A 17,890-nucleotide genomic window follows, 5' to 3' on the forward strand; every position below is an offset into this window, starting at 1 on the left:
TGTACTTTGCACAATATAAATATGTATTATGCCAGTGTTAACCTAAAATTTACCTGTCTATTTTACGTTGTTTATATTTGTTAAACTGCACTATGATATAGTGTCATAATTTTACATCTTTACCCAATGTTCAGACGTATACGCAACCGGTTTCTGAGATATTTTGTCATATTCATTTACTTCGTAATTATTTTCTTTTGTTCTATTGAGCTTAATTTCCTTTGGCTTTTCGGATACTCACCTGACATGCAGGATATTAAAAGTCCCGTACTTTCTGTCGGCTCGGAAGTTTACACTGCCGATGGAAAGCTAATAGGCCAATATTATAAAGAAAACCGCTCACCAATTGAATTTAAAGAGATCTCCCCCAACCTCATAAACGCCCTTGTGGCAACTGAAGATGTGCGGTTTTACAGTCATGGCGGAGTAGATTTTTACTCCTTTTTTACCAGTGTGCTCTCAACAGCCAAAGGCGACCGCCGAGGCGGCAGTACCATAACCCAGCAGTTAGCCAAAAACCTTTTTGAAACGCGTAAAAAGAAATCGCAGGGCGTTATTAAGCATATCCCGGTGCTGCGCACTATTGTTTATAAATGCAAGGAATGGCTTACCGCTTTTAAAATTGAGCACGTTTACAGCAAGCAGCAAATATTGACGCTGTACTTCAATACCGTGCCCTTTGGCAACAATTCATACGGTATTAAAACAGCATCGTTAAAATATTTTAATAAGCAGCCCGGCACCTTAAACCCTGCCGAATCAGCCTTACTTATCGGCATGCTGAAAGCCACATCGAGCTACAACCCCATTAAAAATCCGCAGCGCGCTACCGAAAGGCGCAATACTGTATTGGGACAAATGGAAAAATATAAGTTCCTCACTGCCGACCAGTATAAAAGTAACGTCGCATTGCCACTCGGGCTCGACCTGAGTTATGTTGAAGACGACTCCCACGGCGATTCATACCTGCGCCGCGCCGTTGAGAAATGGCTGGATAAATGGTGTAAGGAAAATGATTACAACCTTTATGAAGATGGCCTGAAGATCTATACTACCATCGATTCAAAAATGCAGCAATATGCCGAAGAAGCTGTTACCGAAAAAATGAAGATGCTGCAAAAACGCTTCTATAACCTTTGGGGGAACAAAAATCCGTGGCGCGATTCAAAAGGCGTTGAGATCAAAGATTTCATCCTCAAAAACGAACAAAGGCTCCCTATTTACAAGCTACTTGAAAAAAAATACGGCGGTGATACGATTAAGATCCAGGATTACTTTAAAACGAAAAAACGGATGACCGTGTTTACCTGGCATGGAGAACAGGACACTACTTTTTCTACTATAGATTCTATAAAATATTACGCTAAGATCCTGAACACCGGCATGATGACACTGGAGCCATCAACCGGTAAAATAAAAGTTTGGATTGGTGGTATCGATCATCGTTTCTTTAATTACGATCACGTAAACCAAAGCCGCAGACAGGCAGGCTCCACCTTTAAGCCATTTGCCTATTTAACAGCGCTTGATAATGGCTTTACCCCTTGCGATAAGTTTACCGACAAGCCGGTATCCATCAAGTACAAAGACAATGGCGAGGACAAAGTTTGGGAGCCTAACAATGCCGACTTCCATTTCTCCTATCGTGAAATGTCACTGCGCTGGGCTATGGGTAAATCTGTCAATTCCATTACGGCACAACTAACCGAAAAAGTGGGCTGGGATAAAATTGTGGAATACGCTCACCGCTGCGGCATCGAAAGCCCTTTGAAGTCCGTTCCATCGGTATCATTGGGTTCAAATGATGTTTCTGTTTATGAAATGGTTAGGGCTTATAGCACCTTTCTTAACAAGGGTGAAAAATTGGATCCGTTACTGGTCACTAAAATCACTGATCAGCAAGGCAATGTGATACAGGAGTTTAAGCTTAAAACAGAGAAAGTACTAAGCGAGGAAACTGCCTGGCTGATGCTTTACATGTTCCGCGGGGGGATGGAAGAACCCGGCGGAACCTCACAAGCGCTGTGGGAATACAACGGCCTTTGGAAAAAAGACAACCAGATAGGCGGCAAAACCGGCACATCATCCGATTATGTGGATGGCTGGTATATGGGTATCACCAAAGATCTGGTGACAGGCATTTGGGTTGGTGCTGATGACCGCTCAGTGCACTTTACCACATCCGAAACTGGCGAAGGCTCACATACGGCGTTGCCTATCTTCGGCAGGTTTATGGAAAAAGTATATGCCGATCAGTCGTTAGGTTATACTTACGGCCCATTCCCTAAACCATGGAGCAAGATCACCAAAACTTATAATTGCCCATCGCCGCATATTGAAGAAGATACAACTTCAACTGATAGTTTAAGCAACCCTATTGATACAACGGGCGTAACACCTGTACAGGAAAACAATCCGGAAAACCCGGAAAGCACACCGCCTAATAATCAACGGTAAACGGGTACAGGCGTTTTTTTCCATACTGTGAAGAGAAAATGAATAAGGTTGTTTTTTGGACTAAGAACAACCTTATTTTATTAAATTAGCCATATCTATTTAGTTAAATAATATATGAATAAAGTTTACTCACTTTTCAATAGAGTTAAAAAACACACCATTATATTCATTTGTTTTGTCGGCTCGCTGTTGATAAGCATCAATGCCAGGGCGCAATATTTTGGCCAAAACAAGGTAAGGTACAAAAACCTCAAGTTTAACGTTTATAAAACCCCTCACTTCGAGATTTACTATTACCTAAAAAACGATAGTATGGTAAAACGCTTTGCCCAGGAAAGTGAGCTTTGGTATACCTTGCACCAACAAGTTTTCAGAGATACCTTTAAACACGCCAACCCGATAATCCTATACGCCAACCATCCCGATTTTCAGCAAACAACCGCTATTGATGGTGAAATTAGCGTTGGCACCGGCGGTGTTACCGAAGGCCTTAAAAACCGTGTGGTAATGCCGGTGATGGAGACCAACCAAACCACAAGGCATGTAATAGGCCACGAGCTGGTGCATGCGTTTCAGTATCGCCTGCTGATGGGACATGATTCGTCCGAATATGAAAATATAAATAACATTCCGCTTTGGATGATAGAGGGTATGGCCGAATATCTTTCATTAGGAAAAAAGGATACTTACACAGCCATGTGGATGCGTGATGCTTATCTCAATCATGATATTCCATCTGTTCGTGACCTTACCGAAAGCAGCAAATATTTCCCATATCGTTATGGCGAAGCTTTTTGGTCGTTCATAGGCTCTACTTATGGCGATACCGTTATTGTGCCATTCTTTAAAAACGCAGCCAAATTTGGCATGGAATATGGTATCAGGCGCACTTTTGGTTATGACGACCGTACGCTCTCCCGACTTTGGAAAAACTCTATAGAGGCTACCTATAAACCCTTTTTAAAGGATACCACTCAAACACCTAAAGGCATCAAACTGGTTGACAGTAAAAACGGTGGCGACCTTGTGGTTGCCCCGTCCGTTAGTCCCGATGGTAAATATGTCGCCTTTTTATCAGCCAAAAGTTTATTCAGCATTGATCTTTATTTGGCCGATGCTAAAACAGGGCGCATATTACGAAAACTCACGAGTAAGGTATCCAATACCCATATTGATGAGTTTAACTTCATCGAATCGGCGGGTGCATGGTCGCCGGATGGAACTAAATTTGCATTTAGCGTATTTAGCAAGGGCCGTAACAGGCTCGATGTAGTTGACCTGAAAAGCGGCAATGTAATTGACGATATTTCGATGGAGCAGGTAGGTCAGTTCAGTAACGTTTCATGGTCGCCCAATGGCAAGGATATTGTTTTCCAGGGATTGGTTGAAGGGCAGAGCGATTTGTATTCTTATAACTTCGATACCAAAAAGATTACGCAGCTTACTAACGATAAGTTTTCTGATTACCAACCAAGCTATTCGCCGGATGGTAAAAAGATCATTTTTTCAAGCGATAGGACCACTTATGACCAAAGCCTTGAACAGGACATCCCTTTCAACCTTGCCGAACTTGATCTGGCAACGGGAAAGATAACCGACATAAAAATTTTTAACGGCGCTAACAATCTGAACCCGCAATACTCGGCTGATGGCAAGCAGATCTACTTCCTGTCAAACCGTGATGGCTTCCGTAACCTTTACCGCTATACTATCGCGTCGGGTCAGATAGAACAAATGACAAACCTGTTCACGGGCATCTCTGGCATTACAGAATATTCACCGGCATTAAGTATTTCCAATCACGATGACGTGGTTTACTCTTACTATCGTGCGCAAAAATATTCCATTTATAACGCCAAAGCTTCCGACTTTACTCCTGTTGTTGTGCAGCCGGGTGAAGTTAACTTTGCAGCAGGCACGTTGCCGCCAAACCGTTCTGTGGGCGTCGACCTGATCAACTCTAACCTGAACAACTTTTTGGCCTATCGTAAAATCCCGACTGATTCTGTTAAAGCAATCCCATTCCGTTCAAAATTCAAACTTGATTACCTTGCCGGTAGTGGTATAGGTGTTGGTGTAAGTAACTTCTATGGCACGAGTCTTTCAAGCGGGATCCAGGGTGTATTTAGTGATATTTTAGGCCGCAACCAGATCTTTGCCGCGGCATCGGTAAACGGGCAGATCTATGATTCAGGTGCTGCTGTAACCTACGTAAATCAAACCGGCCGCTGGAACCTTGGTGTGGGCGTTTCCCACATCCCTTACCAGTTCGGCTTCAATACAACCACTTACCCGGTAAGGAATGTGGGCGGTAAAAATCAAACCGTTTATTCTGATAACATTGACATTATCCGCAATTTTGAGGATGCGGGCAGGGTGTTTACCTCATACCCTATTTCCAGGACAACACGCTTTGAAGTGAGCGGAGCAGCCTCACACAACTATTACCGTGTTGACCGTTACAGCGATTATTACCTGCTTGATACCGCTATGGTAAATGGCAAACCCCAGGTAGGTATTGGTAACTACATCACATCCGACAGGAAAAAAATCCCTAACGAAGAAGAGTCTGCAACCCTTAATCAAAACTACGGTTCCACTTATTTCTATAACTTAAAATCATATTCCATTTTAACGCTTTCAACCGCGCTAATTGGTGACAACTCATTTTTTGGCGTTACAGCACCGTTGAATGGTTTCAGGTACAGGCTGGAAGCCGGTTATAATTTTGGCACCTATAAGTTCTTTGCGCCAACAATTGATGTAAGAAAATATGTACGTACAGCACCGGTTACCTTTGCTGCCAGGTTTTTTGCAACCGGTCGTTTTGGCGACGATAAAGGGCTTTATCCATTATTTGTGGGCTATCCTTTTTATATCAGGGGTTACGAAGGCCAAACATTTTATAACAACGGCAAGGCTTCGACTAATGGCTTTACTATCGATCAATTATCAGGCAGTCGTTTAGCTGTGTTTAACTTTGAGGTGCGCTTGCCATTTACCGGTCCCGAAAAATTGGCTGCTATTAAATCCAAATTCCTGTTTACCGATCTTAACTTGTTTTTTGATGCGGGATTGGCCTGGAATGCCGGCGATCATATCTATTTTCAGAAAGATCCTCCGGTGATTGGTCAGCAGGATTTTATAAACTCTGATGGTACTACTACAACACAAAACATTTACGGCCGGGTACCTGCATTGAGTGCAGGTATTTCCCTGCGAATAAACGTTTTTGGTGCCTTTATATTAGAGCCTTACCTGGCTGTTCCATTTAACCGCAGCGATGTTAAAAAACCGTTGTTTGGTTTAGGTTTTACACCAGGTTGGTAATAATAATTATTGCTACGATATAAGAAAAGCGGCTTCCCGGCCGCTTTTTCTATTTTATCTCTGCGTCAATATCAAACTTTGGCAATAAACTGTGGGCCGTGTCCATCCACTTCTTAATTAATGCAACCCGGTCTTTCATAAACTTAGGCCCCCAAAACAAATTCGACCAATCATCAAAGTTTTCATACTGAAAGCCAAAATAAAACACCCAAAATCCAAAACCTAAATATGGTATGGCGGCTATTTCTTCATTTGATAAGGGCCGTACTTTACGGTAACTATTAACAAAAGTCCGGAAAGCATCACGCGCTTCTTGCTCAGTGATCTTTCCGTAGGTAAACTCTAAAAAATAGTGAATAAAAAATGATGTAACATCATAAGCCATCAAACCTTTACCTACGAAATCAAAATCAAAGAAAGTTATGTCACCCGCATCATCGAAATGAAAGTTTTTCGGAAGAAAATCAAAATGGCAATAGCCATAGCTAAAACCTTCATCAAATTGATTATACCTCTCCATTACTTCAGCGGCAGTTTGCTTTAAATAGGCATGGTCATCTTCAAGGCCTGCAAATGCAGGCTCAAGTATTTTAAGTGGATTAACGATAACAGTTTCTATTGAGTACGTATGACGGTGATAGCTAAGTTCAATTGCAGATGTAATATTATGTATCACAGCCATCTCCCTTCCAACGGTTTCAATCTGCCGATCATTCATAGTATAAACAACGTTACCTTGTGCCCATGCAAACAAAACACCATACCGGGTTCCTTCAGCAGCATTGAATACCTGTAACATTTCACCGCTTTTATCAGAGATAGGTCGGGACACTTTTGCACCTCTTTGAAATAGGATAGTTAATAACTCTACCTCGCCTTTGATCTCTTCCAGCTTTCGGTGCGCATCCCTGTAAATTTTAAAAATGTACTTTTCGGCTGCATTTTCTATAATATAAGTGTCGCTCACATTGCGGATCAATAACCGGCACGTTGTATGACTTAAACCATAACTTTCCTGAAGTTTTATATTCAGTGCTTTTGATGATAAGGTTGAGTATTGCGTAGGGAAGATTTCCATAGGTTAACAAAGGTAGCTTATAATCTACAACCCGGCTATCCATTTTAAAACCTATTTATATTTTGTATGTTTAACCTATAACCTACACACTATGAAAAAGTTACTGCTTTTAATATCCATTGTATTTTGCCCGGCATTATTGCTGGCCCAAACCGACAGCAAAAGCAGTAATACAACAACAATGCTTCCTGCCAATGATATTGTAAAAAACATATCTGTAGCGCCCAATACGCATACATTTTATATTTTCATTCAAAAAACAAACCTCGCACTCACTTACACAAGCCGCGGGCCTATCACCGTATTTGTACCGATTGATGGCGGGTTTAGCGACATGCCTACCGGTAAGTTCGACTCCCTTGCCAAACCTGCGCATATTTGGGAACTTACAGATTTAGTAGCTTATCATGCCATTGCAGGACAGCTAAAGGCAAGAGACATTCAGAAAAAGATCAATAAAGGAAAAGGCATAGCCACATTTACCACACTTTCGGGTGGTAAATTATTCGCTAAAATAGATAGCAACAGTAATATTGTTTTGATTGACGGCAATGGCGGTAAAAGTACAATCAGTCAGGTTGATATTAAACAAAACAACGGTATAGTACATCTGGTAAACAAAGTACTGGTACCCAAAAAGAAGCTCATATAAACAGACTGCCAAATGACAATCCTCATACAATAAAATTACGTATTTGAGTTAAAGCTCATAATAGTTTCCGGCAACGAAAAGGAAGCATCTATAACATCAAAACATAATGGGTTATGAAAACACTCATCTTAACAGTGATAGCTTTAAGCATCCTGATAGCATTAGGATGCCAAAATACCAACGGGCAGGGTGCCAAACGTAAACTGAGCAAACCTGCCGATGAATGGAAAAAGACGCTTACATCCAATCAATACCATATTATGGTTGAAAGTGGCACCGAGCCACCCTATCAGAACGAATATTGGAATAACCACGAAAAAGGTGTTTACGTAAGCGCCGCAACCGGCGACACATTATTCACCTCTGATGACAAATATGATAGCGGTACGGGCTGGCCAAGTTTTGTTAAACCTGTCGACCCGAAAAAAGTAGCAATAATTACGGATAACAGCTACGGCATGAGCCGCGACGACGTTATTGAAAAAAGTACAGGCTTACACCTTGGCCACGTATTTGATGACGGGCCTGCCGACCGCGGCGGCAAAAGGTACTGCATGAACTCAAGGGCTTTAAAATTTATTAAAAAGCCATAACCCTGCGGTTCACATTTAAAGACGGGCGTAGCTGCGGCCTTACACGTAAGCCCTGCTCATATTTTAACCCAATGGTCAAATCTATCCAGTCGGCATTAACAGATCTGATCATTTTTTCTTTTTGCGGACGGGTATAAGTGCTCACCACTTTAAAACGTTCCATAGCCTGTTCTTCGGTATTGATCTCCTCAAAGTAAACCAAACGGTTAAGCTGCTGCGCATTGTCGAAAAACAAAGTTGGCATTTCGCTGTAAAACTGGATGGTTTTCATCAGGTCTGAACATAAGCCTACATGCAGATTTTTACGGTTCCTGTCGGTAATGATATAAACAAAACGTTTCATTTTATGATAAAAAATTTGGTGAACAGATAATTATTACTAACTTTATGAGCATAAAATTACTAATAAATTTAGCAAATCCAAATTTTATGTCAATAATTTCACAAAATATTAAGTTTCTCCGCAAAAAGAAGGGTTTAACGCAACAGCAATTTGCGGATGAATTAGGTATAAAACGTTCATTAGTAGGCGCATACGAAGAAGACCGGGCCGATCCCAAATACGACTTACTAAAAACATTAGCAACCTATTTTGATGTTACTATTGATGACTTTATCAACGAAACCATCAACGAAAAATGGCAGCCAAAACCAAAAGGCAACCCCGCCAACCTGCGGATCCTGAGTATTTCTGTTGATAAGGAAGAAAATGAAAATATAGAAATGGTGCCCGTAAAAGCCAGCGCCGGATACCTTAATGGTTATGCCGATCCTGAATACGTGGCACAGCTTCCGAAGTTTTACCTGCCTATGTTTAAACAGGGCACTTACCGCGCTTTTGAGATCAAAGGCGACTCCATGCTCCCACTTGTATCAGGCACTATTATAATAGGTGAATATGTAGAAAACTGGGGCGATGTAAAAAGCGGCGAAACCTATGTGGTAATATCTAAAAATGATGGTGTTGTTTATAAGCGCATTGGCAATAAATTTAAAGAAAATAAAAAATTAAAGCTTATTTCCGATAACCCGGCTTACGAACCTTATGAAATATCAGGCGAAGATGTGCTGGAACTGTGGAAAGCTAAAGGTTATATTTCTACACAATTGCCATCACCTTCACCTGAGCCTACCATGGAAAGTTTAACTGCTATGATGGCGCAGATGCAGCGTTCGATATCCAACTTACAGCAAGGCAACAATTAAGTTACATCGGCTTTTTTAAACTATTACGATATATCTTTATCATACTGATAAAACGTAAATTAAATTAAAAAGCTATGAAAAAATTATTGTTAATGTGCTGCTTCCTTTTAGGAATTTCTGCAGCCAGCTACGCGCAGGGCGGCATGAGAAGAAGCCCCGAAGAAAGAGCAAAAGAATTGCAAACCCAGCTTAAATTAACAGATGATCAAACAACTAAGATCACTGCAATTTACAAAGAGCAGGCAACCAAAATGGACAGCGTACGCACTGCTGCCAACGGCGACAGGGATGCAATGCGCTCGGCAATGCGCCCCATGATGGAAGCAACCAATACCAAGATCAAAGCTATTTTAACAGCAGAGCAGGCTGCTGCTTATGATAAGGCAATGAAGGAAAGAATGGATCGCATGCGCCAGGGCGGCGGCGGCCGGTAAATATTATCAAATAGAAAAAAGCGGCCAATGGTCGCTTTTTTTATTTTTGCACAAAACGAAGCACATTGAATACAGCCGAAGACTTTTTAAAACGCAGATTAGATGAAAGACAACAGGCAGGCACATACCGGCAACTGAAACCCGAAAGCAGCCTGATTGATTTTTGCTCTAATGATTACCTCGGCTTTGCCCGATCGGCAGTTCTGAAACAAAGCATCGCTCGCGAGGTAAACAACCATCCGCTTAGCTTAAATGGAGCCGCCGGTTCAAGGCTGCTATCGGGCAACATACAATATGCCGAAGATCTGGAGGATCAAATAGCTGCTTATCACCAAAGTGAAGCCAGCCTGCTTTTTAATTCGGGTTATGATGCTAACCTGGGTTTGCTTTCGTCCCTGGCCCAGCGCGGTGATACGCTAATTTTGGACGAGCTGGTACATGCCTCGATCATCGACGGCGCAAGGTTAAGCTATGCCAATCGCTATAGTTTCAGGCACAATGACCTGGAAAGTTTAGAAGCTAAATTAAAATTAGCTAAGGGCAATTGCTATGTGGTTATTGAAAGCGTTTACTCCATGGATGGAGATACCCCTCCGGTTTTGGAAATTTTCAACCTTACTGAGAAATATAACGCCGCCCTGATTATTGATGAAGCACATGCTGTAGGTCTCTATTCTAAAGGCTTGGTTTGTGAACTGGGTTTACAACAAAGGATCTTTGCCCGTGTGATTACGTTTGGTAAAGCTTTGGGTAGTCATGGTGCAATAGTACTTGGAAGCAGCAACCTACGGAATTACCTCATCAATTTTTCACGTTCTTTTATTTATACTACTGCTGCATCTTTCCATCAGCTTGCGGCGATCAAAATGGCATATCAGCTATTGGAAAACTCAGACGAGGCCATCATTAACCTAAAAAGGAACATCCGGTTATTTAAAGAGAAAGTAAACACGGGCGAAACCTATACGCTCCTAAACAGCGATAGCTCCATCCAATGTATCGTGCTCAAAAGTAACGAAACAGCCCGGGAAGCAGCCAGGCAGCTGCAAACCAATAATCTTGATGTGAGGCCTATCCTAAGCCCTACGGTTGCACAAGGTACCGAGCGCATCAGGATCTGCCTGCATAGTTTTAATACCGAAAATGAGTTAACTTTGCTTGCTGCAACGCTTAACAAATTTATACTATTACATGCCTGATAAGCAACCGATATTTATTTCCGGTATTGATACCGGCATAGGTAAAACCCTGGTTTCGGCTATTTTAACCGAAAAATTAAACGCAGATTACTGGAAGCCCATACAGTCGGGCGATCTTGATAAAAGCGATACGCTGAAAGTTAAAACTCTTATCTCAAATCCGGTTACCCAATTTTTCCCGGAGGCCTATGCTTTAACTCAGCCATTCTCCCCTCATAAATCTGCTGCCCTTGATAAAGTGACTATCGACCTGGAAAACATCGTTCTGCCTAAAACTGATAACCAGCTAATTATTGAGGGCGCCGGTGGCCTTATGGTACCGTTGAATGATAACTTTCTTATTATCGACCTTATTAAACAGCTTAATGCAAAGGTAATACTGGTAAGTAAACACTATTTAGGCAGTATTAATCATACCCTGCTTTCCTTACATGCGTTAAAAAAATATGGCATCCCTGTTATGGGAGTGATTTTTAACGGTGATAAGGATATCTATTCAAAAAGTTATATTCTTGAATATTCAGAAGCTGCCGATCTCGGACAGATCCCTGAATTTAAAACTATCAACAAAAAAACTGTTAAAGAGGCCGGTAAGTTTATTACCTTGTAATACCGGCAGATTATATAAACCGATGTTTTGCCGGTTTCGTAAACAAATACTATGAAAAACATTACTGTAATTGGCTCCGGCACTATGGGCAACGGCATTGCCCACACCTTCGCGCAATATGGCTTTGAAGTATCATTGGTGGATATCAGCGACGATGCCCTGAGCAAAGCTTTACAAGCCATCAGCAACAATCTCGACAGGCAAGTAAAAAAAGGCACCATCACCGAAGGGGCGAAAACAGAAACGCTGAGCCGTATCCGTGTTTTTACAGATTTGGCCGAAGGCGCTCAAAATGCCGGCCTGGTAATTGAAGCTGCTACCGAAAACCAGGAAATAAAACTAAAACTGTTTAAACAGCTCAGCGAAATTTGCAATGAAAACGTAATACTGGCATCCAACACCTCATCTATTTCTATCACCAGAATTGCTTCGGTAACCAAACATCCGGGCAATGTGATAGGTATGCACTTCATGAACCCGGTGCCGGTAATGAAGCTTGTTGAAGTAATACGGGGGTATGCCACTACTGATGCCGTTACCGAAACCATTATGGAACTTTCGCGCACTTTGGGCAAAGATCCGGTTGAGGTAAATGACTATCCAGGCTTTGTAGCCAACCGCATTTTAATGCCCATGATAAACGAGGCTATTTATACCTTATATGAAGGCGTTGCTGGCGTACAGGAAATTGATATGGTGATGAAACTGGGTATGGCCCACCCGATGGGGCCGCTGCAATTAGCCGATTTCATTGGGCTGGATGTTTGCCTTGCTATTTTGAAGGTATTGCATGATGGCTTCGGAAACCCTAAATATGCCCCATGCCCGCTGCTGGTAAATATGGTTACGGCTGACCACTTAGGAGCCAAGACAGGCAGTGGATTTTATAAATACTCCGCGGGCAGCAAAGATTTGGTTGTGGCCGATAAATTCATAGCCTAAACGCCGTTAAACTTTCGATGTTGGATGTTGTCAAAAGTTATTATACTGAACAACTAAAAACATCTGAAATGAAAACCATTGCTAAATTAGGAATAGTACTCGCCCTAACAGGCTCATTATTTGCATCATGCTCAAGCCAGGCTTACGTAACCGAACGCCCGGTTGAACCGGTGTATGTTCGTCCGGTAGCTCCCTACCCTAATGCTGTTTGGGTACCCGGCGAATGGGTTTGGCGCGGTAACCATTACGTTTACCGCCAGGGCTTTTATGCAAGGCCAAGATATAACCGGGTATATGTTCAGGGACATTGGCAACCAACCAATCGGGGATATGTTTGGGTAAGGGGGTATTGGAGGTAGCCCCCCGGCCCCCTAAAGAGGGAGTTATAAAACAGAAAGCCTTTAGCAATTTTTTCTGCTAAAGGCTTTTCTTTTAACCGTGCTCGTTCCCCTTTCAGGGGGTTAGGGGGCAATTACATCCTCTCAGGCACTTCAATCCCCAAAAGTTTCATCCCTTTGCTGATCACCTTGGCTGATGATGCCGATAAGGCCAAACGGAATTGTTTTGAATCCTCATCTTCAGCCTGTAAGATCGACTTTTCATGATAGAACTTGTTATATGTTTTAGCAAGCTCATATACATAGTTGGCTATTACTGCCGGGCTATAACCGTTTGCAGCTTCTTTAACTGTTTCAGGGTATTTATCAAGTAATACAATTAAATCGCGTTCAACGCCTGCCAGTTCAGTTACAGTCGGTTTAATTCCAACCTGATAATCAGCCCTACTTAATACCGACTTAATCCGGGCGTGGGTATATTGAATAAATGGTCCTGTGTGCCCCTGAAAATCTACCGATTCATTAGGATCAAACAACAAACGTTTTTTAGGATCAACTTTTAACAGAAAGTATTTAAGCGCGCCCATACCAATAGTATGATATAACGCAACTTTATCTTCCTTGCTAAACGCGTCAACCTTGCCCATGGCTTCGGTTTGCTCTTTAGCGGTTGTTTCCATCTCGGCCATCAGGTCATCGGCATCCACTACCGTCCCCTCGCGCGATTTCATTTTACCTGAAGGCAGGTCAACCATACCATATGACAGATGGAACAATCCATCCGCACCCGTTTTACCTAATTTTTGTAAGATCAGGAACAGCACCTTAAAATGATAATCCTGCTCGTTGCCCACCACATAAATGGACTTATCCATATGATAATCGTTGTACTTCAATTGTGCGGTACCCATGTCCTGGGTAATATAAACTGAAGTACCGTCACCACGAAGTACCAACTTTTCGTCAAGCCCCTCTGAGGTAAGGTCTATCCAAACCGAGTTATCCGCTTTTTTAAAGAATACGCCTTTTGTAAGCCCTTCTTCAATAATATCTTTACCTAACAGGTAAGTGTTGGATTCGTAATAGTATTTATCAAAATAAACACCCAGTTGCTTGTAAGTTTCAGCAAAACCGGCGTACACCCAGCCATTCATGGTGCGCCAAAGATTCATTACCTCTTCATCACCGGCTTCCCATTTTTGCAGCATCTGCTGGGTTTCGATCATGATAGGAGTGGCATTTTTGGCTATCTCTTTAATCTTGTCTTCTTCGCCGGCAATTTTATCGTCCAGTTCGCCAATAAGCTTTTGATTTGCTTCGTCGGTTTGAGTAACTTTTTCTTTTACCTTAGCTATGGTAGCTAACGATTCTTCAATCTTTGCTTTTTGGTTTTCTTTAAAGGCCGAAAGATCATGCTTTTCATAAACATCACTCAAAACAGGTTTAAGCTGCTCCCTCAGTTCTTTATCAAATAGCACATAATATTTACCTACCAGGTGATCGCCCTTCATGCCCGAAGATTCAGGCGTTTCGCCATTACCGAATTTTTGCCAGGCCAGCATGGATTTACAGATATGGATCCCGCGGTCGTTAACCAGATTGGTTTTGATCACCTCGTAACCATCAGCAGCCAGTATCTCAGCAACTGAATACCCCAACAGGTTGTTACGGATATGACCAAGGTGCAGCGGTTTGTTGGTATTGGGCGATGAATACTCTACCATTACCTTTTGTCCGTTAGGCTTTGCTACCGCAAAATCATCGGAAGTAATGTTGTTATATAAACGACCGATCCAGTATTCGTCGGTTATAGAAAGATTAAGGAAACCTTTAATCACGTTAAAGGAGGCAACTTCCTTTAATTCGTTTTTAAGGAACTCCCCTATTTCGGCACCGGTTTGTTCCGGGCCTTTGCGCGAAAATTTGGTGAACGGGAAGGTTACTATGGTTACTTGTCCTTCAAACTCCTTACGTGTTTCCTGTATGCTAACGGCAGCCGGTTCAATGTCAGTCTGGTATAATTGTTTAACTGCTTTTACGGCCGCTTCTATGATAAAATCCATTCGGCAAAATTAAATAAAATGGGCAGATTGCGAATACTAAAATGGCGATGTTTACATGTAGATTAGGAGCCACCTACAGAATCAACAGCAATTTATAATGGGCGCTACAAACAGGACACAGCTGTGGAGTACTGAGATTCAAATATTGTTATGAGCCACATGCTTAAAAACATGCCTATAATCATTTCTTACCCGATTATAACAATTAAAAAAAGCCCCGGGTCAACACTACTTTTTAGACATTCATTATAAGAATAATTATTTAATTCAAGAGATAAACAACTTCAAAACCCCGGTCTGATTATTTTGCTCTGCCAATTTCCTGGCTGATATCCCCTGTTTATTCTCTATATTAAAGTCGGCGCCATATTTCAGCAACAACCTGATCTGATCCAGTTTATACTTTCGTTTCACCGCATAAAAAAGTGCAGTATTCCCGTCTTTATCGGTAAAATTTACATCGGCGCCATTGCTTAAAAACCATTCGGCCACTTCAAAGCGTTTCCAGTTGAATGCGGCCATAAACGGGCTGTCATCTCCAGCACCCGGGTCTGTTTGTGCACCATAGCTTTTAAACAGACCGGCGGCTTTCACATCATTATACCAGGTTATGGCATACATGCAATGCTCCGGATTGGCGCCATTAGCCAGCAAATATTCATATAACAGCTTATTTCTTCCCCGGGTATAAGCATACCAAAGCGGGGTGGCCGGAAAAAAGCCGCATTCCTCTTTTATCCGGTGGATTGAATTGATATCCATGCCTTTTGCCAGCAACAGCTTAAGCATGGTCAAACTTTCTTCGGCTTTTGCAGGGCGTTTGGCGATTTCAATGCCACACAGGTAATGAAGTGCGTTTTTACCGCTGTCTTCAGCCCAGGTAAGCCAGCCGTGGTCTTCTTCGATCATCACTTTAACAGCTCCAACGTTAAGTTCTTTTATGTGCTGAATAAATTTGATCATAGCTTTCTCCTTTTATTTATCCAGCAAAGTCAACCAGGTTTTCACAACATTTCGCAAAGCTTCTTCTTTTGCCTTAACTTCTTCCATATTGTGAAAAAAAGCCAACCGGCGGCCGTCGGCATAATCGCCGGAAAGCAAACCGGATGTATCATTGATCTTTGCCCCTGAGGGGAATACCAGTCTGATACAATCTTTTTGGTACACGTTCGAAACGATAATATATCTTTTATACTCTTTAGGATCAAAGGGTTTCATTTCACCGATATATAAAAAGCTCGGTGCATTCCATTTGATATGCTCGCCAATTTCATCGTCAATAGCCAGGATAATTTTTCTCAGCGCTCCTAACACTTCCTTCAATGGGTGATCAAGCTTTTGCATATAACTGTCTACCCCTGCCGAGTCGGCAAGGACAACTGGTTTGGTACTTTTGGCTTTCATGATTAACAGGTAATAAACTGGTTAAGAGGGCCTATCTAAATTTAAAAAAAGAAAACATAATACCAAAGGAACGTTGAATAGTACCATTAAATAACCCTGCATCGTCTTAACTTTGATATATCAAATCAGATTATTACCATCATGGAACAAAAGCTGCCATTACCGCCATTTAACTTTGAAACAGCCACCCAAAAAGTGCAATTAGCCGAAGACGCCTGGAACAGCCAGGACCCGGCAAGGGTTTCTTTAGCTTACACCATTGACACCGAATGGCGCAACCGCTCGGAATTTGTAAACGGGCGCCAACAGGTAGTGGAATTTTTAACCCGCAAATGGGAAAAAGAATTCGATTATAAATTAAAAAAAGAACTGTGGGCCTTTACAGATAACCGTATTGCAGTACGTTTTGAGTACGAATATCATAATGCCGAAGGCCAATGGTTTCGTGCTTATGGCAACGAGAACTGGGAGTTTGACGAAAACGGCTTAATGCAAAAGCGCTATGCCAGCATCAATGATCTGCCCATCAAAGAAGAAGACAGGCGGCTGTAAAAAGAAATAGCCCATTACGAAAGCCGATGACTCTTATAATGGGCTAAACATCAATATTAAATAATTGAGCAAAAAGGTTTAGGGCTTCCTTAAATTCAGTTAATATCGTTTCGAGCTGTAATTTCAATATCCCGACGCCTCTTCGCAGCACTTGAATATTTATTTTATCAGGTGTGTAAATTAAAAGTTGGGTATATTTCTTTCAACAACCCAAATCTCGCTTAACAATTAAGAATTAAAAAGGGTGAAACCACCCTTTTTTGCTTTAAACTGCATGGTAAAATGAAATATAAGTTCATTATTTTTTTTACTTTGGCAATATGATTAACATCAGTTAACATATACACCTAATATTAATGCACACTTCAACATTTACCGGGCCTGTACAAATTGCCATAGTTGATAATCATACCTTATTTAGACAGGGAATGATCAGCTTACTGGGCGATTTTAAAGAGATCAATATCCTTTTTGACGCCGAAAATGGAGAGGATATGATCAGCAAGCTAAAAAAATCCTCCTTACCTGATATTATATTGATGGATATAACCATGCCGGTAATGGATGGTTACGCAGCTACGGCCTGGTTACGTGAAAATCACCCTACAGTAAAAGTGCTGGCGTTAAGCATGTCTGACGAAGATAAACCGATTATAAACATGCTTAAGAACGGGGCTGTTGGCTATATGCTTAAGGAATCGAAGATAAGAGACGTGGTTTATGCGATGCAAACTATCCAAAAGCACGGCTATTATCTAAATGAACTGGTAAGCGGCAAATTGCTTTATACCATGCAAAATAAAAATACACCCGCCGATAAATCCAAAGAGCTTAGCTCCAATGAACTTATATTTCTGAAACTAAGCTGCTCTGAGCTCACCTACAGGCAAATTGCCGACGAAATGAACCTGAGCCCGCATACTATTGATAATTATCGCGAATCGTTATTTCAAAAGTTTGGGCTTAAATCAAGAACGGGCATGGTACTTTTTGCCATCAAAAATCAGATCATAACCGTTTAAAAGATTTTAT

Annotated in this window: 17 protein-coding genes; 12 read left to right on the forward strand and 5 right to left on the reverse strand. The window is 41.7% G+C overall.

Translation table 11 applies throughout. The annotated features are described in order from the left end of the window. Window positions 1-126 precede the first annotated feature (126 nt). A complete protein-coding gene (locus tag FHW88_RS18940) occupies window positions 127-2,457 on the forward strand; it encodes a penicillin-binding protein 1A (RefSeq protein WP_176627514.1) in 2,331 nt (776 codons plus the stop codon). 114 nt (window positions 2,458-2,571) lie between these two features. Further along, the gene (locus FHW88_RS18945) at window positions 2,572-5,787 is read left to right on the forward strand and encodes a DPP IV N-terminal domain-containing protein (protein WP_176627515.1); all 3,216 of its coding nucleotides are present in this window, start codon (window positions 2,572-2,574) and stop codon (window positions 5,785-5,787) included. Window positions 5,788-5,836: 49 nt separating this feature from the next. Here FHW88_RS18945 and FHW88_RS18950 read toward each other — a convergent pair whose 3' ends face one another. Beyond that, complete coding sequence (locus tag FHW88_RS18950; protein ID WP_090526896.1) at window positions 5,837-6,865, reverse strand: phosphotransferase enzyme family protein; 1,029 nt, start codon at window positions 6,863-6,865, stop codon at window positions 5,837-5,839. Window positions 6,866-6,956: 91 nt separating this feature from the next. On the opposite strand from FHW88_RS18950, the gene FHW88_RS18955 reads away from it, so the two are divergent. Together FHW88_RS18955 and msrB are read left to right on the forward strand one after the other, a co-directional pair. Then, window positions 6,957-7,517, forward strand: coding sequence for a fasciclin domain-containing protein (locus FHW88_RS18955; RefSeq protein ID WP_090526894.1), 561 nt, complete (start codon window positions 6,957-6,959; stop codon window positions 7,515-7,517). Window positions 7,518-7,630: 113 nt separating this feature from the next. After that, window positions 7,631-8,110 (forward strand): peptide-methionine (R)-S-oxide reductase MsrB, encoded by a 480-nt coding sequence (gene msrB, locus FHW88_RS18960; RefSeq protein ID WP_176627516.1) that lies wholly within the window; start codon window positions 7,631-7,633, stop codon window positions 8,108-8,110. On the opposite strand, the gene FHW88_RS18965 is transcribed toward msrB, so the two are convergent. Further along, on the reverse strand, window positions 8,097-8,453 hold the full coding sequence (locus tag FHW88_RS18965; protein ID WP_176627517.1) for a GIY-YIG nuclease family protein: 357 nt from the start codon (window positions 8,451-8,453) through the stop codon (window positions 8,097-8,099). The genes msrB and FHW88_RS18965 overlap by 14 nt on opposite strands. Window positions 8,454-8,539: 86 nt before the next feature. Between FHW88_RS18965 and FHW88_RS18970 the strand changes: the two genes are divergently transcribed. From FHW88_RS18970 to FHW88_RS18995, 6 genes are all read left to right on the forward strand, one after another. Then, window positions 8,540-9,316: an XRE family transcriptional regulator gene (locus FHW88_RS18970; protein ID WP_176627518.1), complete on the forward strand. Its 777-nt coding sequence runs from the start codon at window positions 8,540-8,542 to the stop codon at window positions 9,314-9,316. A 74-nt stretch (window positions 9,317-9,390) separates the two neighbouring features. Continuing rightward, the gene (locus FHW88_RS18975; RefSeq protein ID WP_090526887.1) at window positions 9,391-9,750 is read left to right on the forward strand and encodes a hypothetical protein; all 360 of its coding nucleotides are present in this window, start codon (window positions 9,391-9,393) and stop codon (window positions 9,748-9,750) included. A gap of 65 nt (window positions 9,751-9,815) precedes the next feature. Then, window positions 9,816-10,949 carry an aminotransferase class I/II-fold pyridoxal phosphate-dependent enzyme gene (locus FHW88_RS18980; protein ID WP_176627519.1) on the forward strand — a complete coding sequence of 378 codons (1,134 nt, stop codon included), beginning with the start codon at window positions 9,816-9,818 and terminating at the stop codon, window positions 10,947-10,949. After that, window positions 10,942-11,559 (forward strand): dethiobiotin synthase, encoded by a 618-nt coding sequence (gene bioD / locus FHW88_RS18985; protein ID WP_176627520.1) that lies wholly within the window; start codon window positions 10,942-10,944, stop codon window positions 11,557-11,559. Before FHW88_RS18980 ends, bioD begins: the two co-directional genes overlap by 8 nt. A 51-nt stretch (window positions 11,560-11,610) precedes the next feature. After that, a complete protein-coding gene (locus FHW88_RS18990) occupies window positions 11,611-12,501 on the forward strand; it encodes a 3-hydroxyacyl-CoA dehydrogenase family protein (RefSeq protein WP_176627521.1) in 891 nt (296 codons plus the stop codon). A 68-nt stretch (window positions 12,502-12,569) separates the two neighbouring features. Beyond that, complete coding sequence (locus FHW88_RS18995) at window positions 12,570-12,860, forward strand: YXWGXW repeat-containing protein (RefSeq protein ID WP_175489978.1); 291 nt, start codon at window positions 12,570-12,572, stop codon at window positions 12,858-12,860. A gap of 113 nt (window positions 12,861-12,973) precedes the next feature. Here FHW88_RS18995 and argS read toward each other — a convergent pair whose 3' ends face one another. The 3 genes from argS to FHW88_RS19010 all read right to left on the reverse strand — a co-directional run bounded on the left by argS (window position 12,974) and on the right by FHW88_RS19010 (window position 16,306). Next, the gene (argS, locus tag FHW88_RS19000; protein ID WP_176627522.1) at window positions 12,974-14,902 is read right to left on the reverse strand and encodes an arginine--tRNA ligase; all 1,929 of its coding nucleotides are present in this window, start codon (window positions 14,900-14,902) and stop codon (window positions 12,974-12,976) included. 267 nt (window positions 14,903-15,169) lie between these two features. Beyond that, complete coding sequence (locus tag FHW88_RS19005) at window positions 15,170-15,865, reverse strand: ankyrin repeat domain-containing protein (RefSeq protein WP_176627523.1); 696 nt, start codon at window positions 15,863-15,865, stop codon at window positions 15,170-15,172. 12 nt (window positions 15,866-15,877) lie between these two features. Further along, window positions 15,878-16,306, reverse strand: a complete 429-nt coding sequence (locus FHW88_RS19010) for a DUF1801 domain-containing protein (protein WP_091162577.1) — start codon at window positions 16,304-16,306, stop codon at window positions 15,878-15,880. A gap of 141 nt (window positions 16,307-16,447) precedes the next feature. Here FHW88_RS19010 and FHW88_RS19015 point away from each other — a divergent pair, with 141 nt between their 5' ends. Both FHW88_RS19015 and FHW88_RS19020 read left to right on the forward strand, forming a co-directional pair. After that, window positions 16,448-16,858: a DUF1348 family protein gene (locus tag FHW88_RS19015; protein WP_090526872.1), complete on the forward strand. Its 411-nt coding sequence runs from the start codon at window positions 16,448-16,450 to the stop codon at window positions 16,856-16,858. Window positions 16,859-17,214: 356 nt separating this feature from the next. Then, window positions 17,215-17,880: a response regulator transcription factor gene (locus tag FHW88_RS19020; RefSeq protein WP_090526870.1), complete on the forward strand. Its 666-nt coding sequence runs from the start codon at window positions 17,215-17,217 to the stop codon at window positions 17,878-17,880. Window positions 17,881-17,890 lie beyond the last annotated feature (10 nt).

Source organism: Mucilaginibacter sp. SG538B (assembly GCF_013376065.1).
GTDB classification, from domain to species: domain Bacteria; phylum Bacteroidota; class Bacteroidia; order Sphingobacteriales; family Sphingobacteriaceae; genus Mucilaginibacter; species Mucilaginibacter rubeus.

Coding starts and splice junctions, on each gene's coding strand:
- FHW88_RS18940 (WP_176627514.1), top strand. CDS start 127: ATGTTCAGACGTATACGCAACCGGTTTCTGAGATATTTTGTCATATTC.
- FHW88_RS18945 (WP_176627515.1), top strand. CDS start 2,572: ATGAATAAAGTTTACTCACTTTTCAATAGAGTTAAAAAACACACCATT.
- FHW88_RS18950 (WP_090526896.1), bottom strand. CDS start 6,865: ATGGAAATCTTCCCTACGCAATACTCAACCTTATCATCAAAAGCACTG.
- FHW88_RS18955 (WP_090526894.1), top strand. CDS start 6,957: ATGAAAAAGTTACTGCTTTTAATATCCATTGTATTTTGCCCGGCATTA.
- msrB (WP_176627516.1), top strand. CDS start 7,631: ATGAAAACACTCATCTTAACAGTGATAGCTTTAAGCATCCTGATAGCA.
- FHW88_RS18965 (WP_176627517.1), bottom strand. CDS start 8,453: ATGAAACGTTTTGTTTATATCATTACCGACAGGAACCGTAAAAATCTG.
- FHW88_RS18970 (WP_176627518.1), top strand. CDS start 8,540: ATGTCAATAATTTCACAAAATATTAAGTTTCTCCGCAAAAAGAAGGGT.
- FHW88_RS18975 (WP_090526887.1), top strand. CDS start 9,391: ATGAAAAAATTATTGTTAATGTGCTGCTTCCTTTTAGGAATTTCTGCA.
- bioD (WP_176627520.1), top strand. CDS start 10,942: ATGCCTGATAAGCAACCGATATTTATTTCCGGTATTGATACCGGCATA.
- FHW88_RS18990 (WP_176627521.1), top strand. CDS start 11,611: ATGAAAAACATTACTGTAATTGGCTCCGGCACTATGGGCAACGGCATT.
- FHW88_RS18995 (WP_175489978.1), top strand. CDS start 12,570: ATGAAAACCATTGCTAAATTAGGAATAGTACTCGCCCTAACAGGCTCA.
- argS (WP_176627522.1), bottom strand. CDS start 14,902: ATGGATTTTATCATAGAAGCGGCCGTAAAAGCAGTTAAACAATTATAC.
- FHW88_RS19005 (WP_176627523.1), bottom strand. CDS start 15,865: ATGATCAAATTTATTCAGCACATAAAAGAACTTAACGTTGGAGCTGTT.
- FHW88_RS19010 (WP_091162577.1), bottom strand. CDS start 16,306: ATGAAAGCCAAAAGTACCAAACCAGTTGTCCTTGCCGACTCGGCAGGG.
- FHW88_RS19015 (WP_090526872.1), top strand. CDS start 16,448: ATGGAACAAAAGCTGCCATTACCGCCATTTAACTTTGAAACAGCCACC.
- FHW88_RS19020 (WP_090526870.1), top strand. CDS start 17,215: ATGCACACTTCAACATTTACCGGGCCTGTACAAATTGCCATAGTTGAT.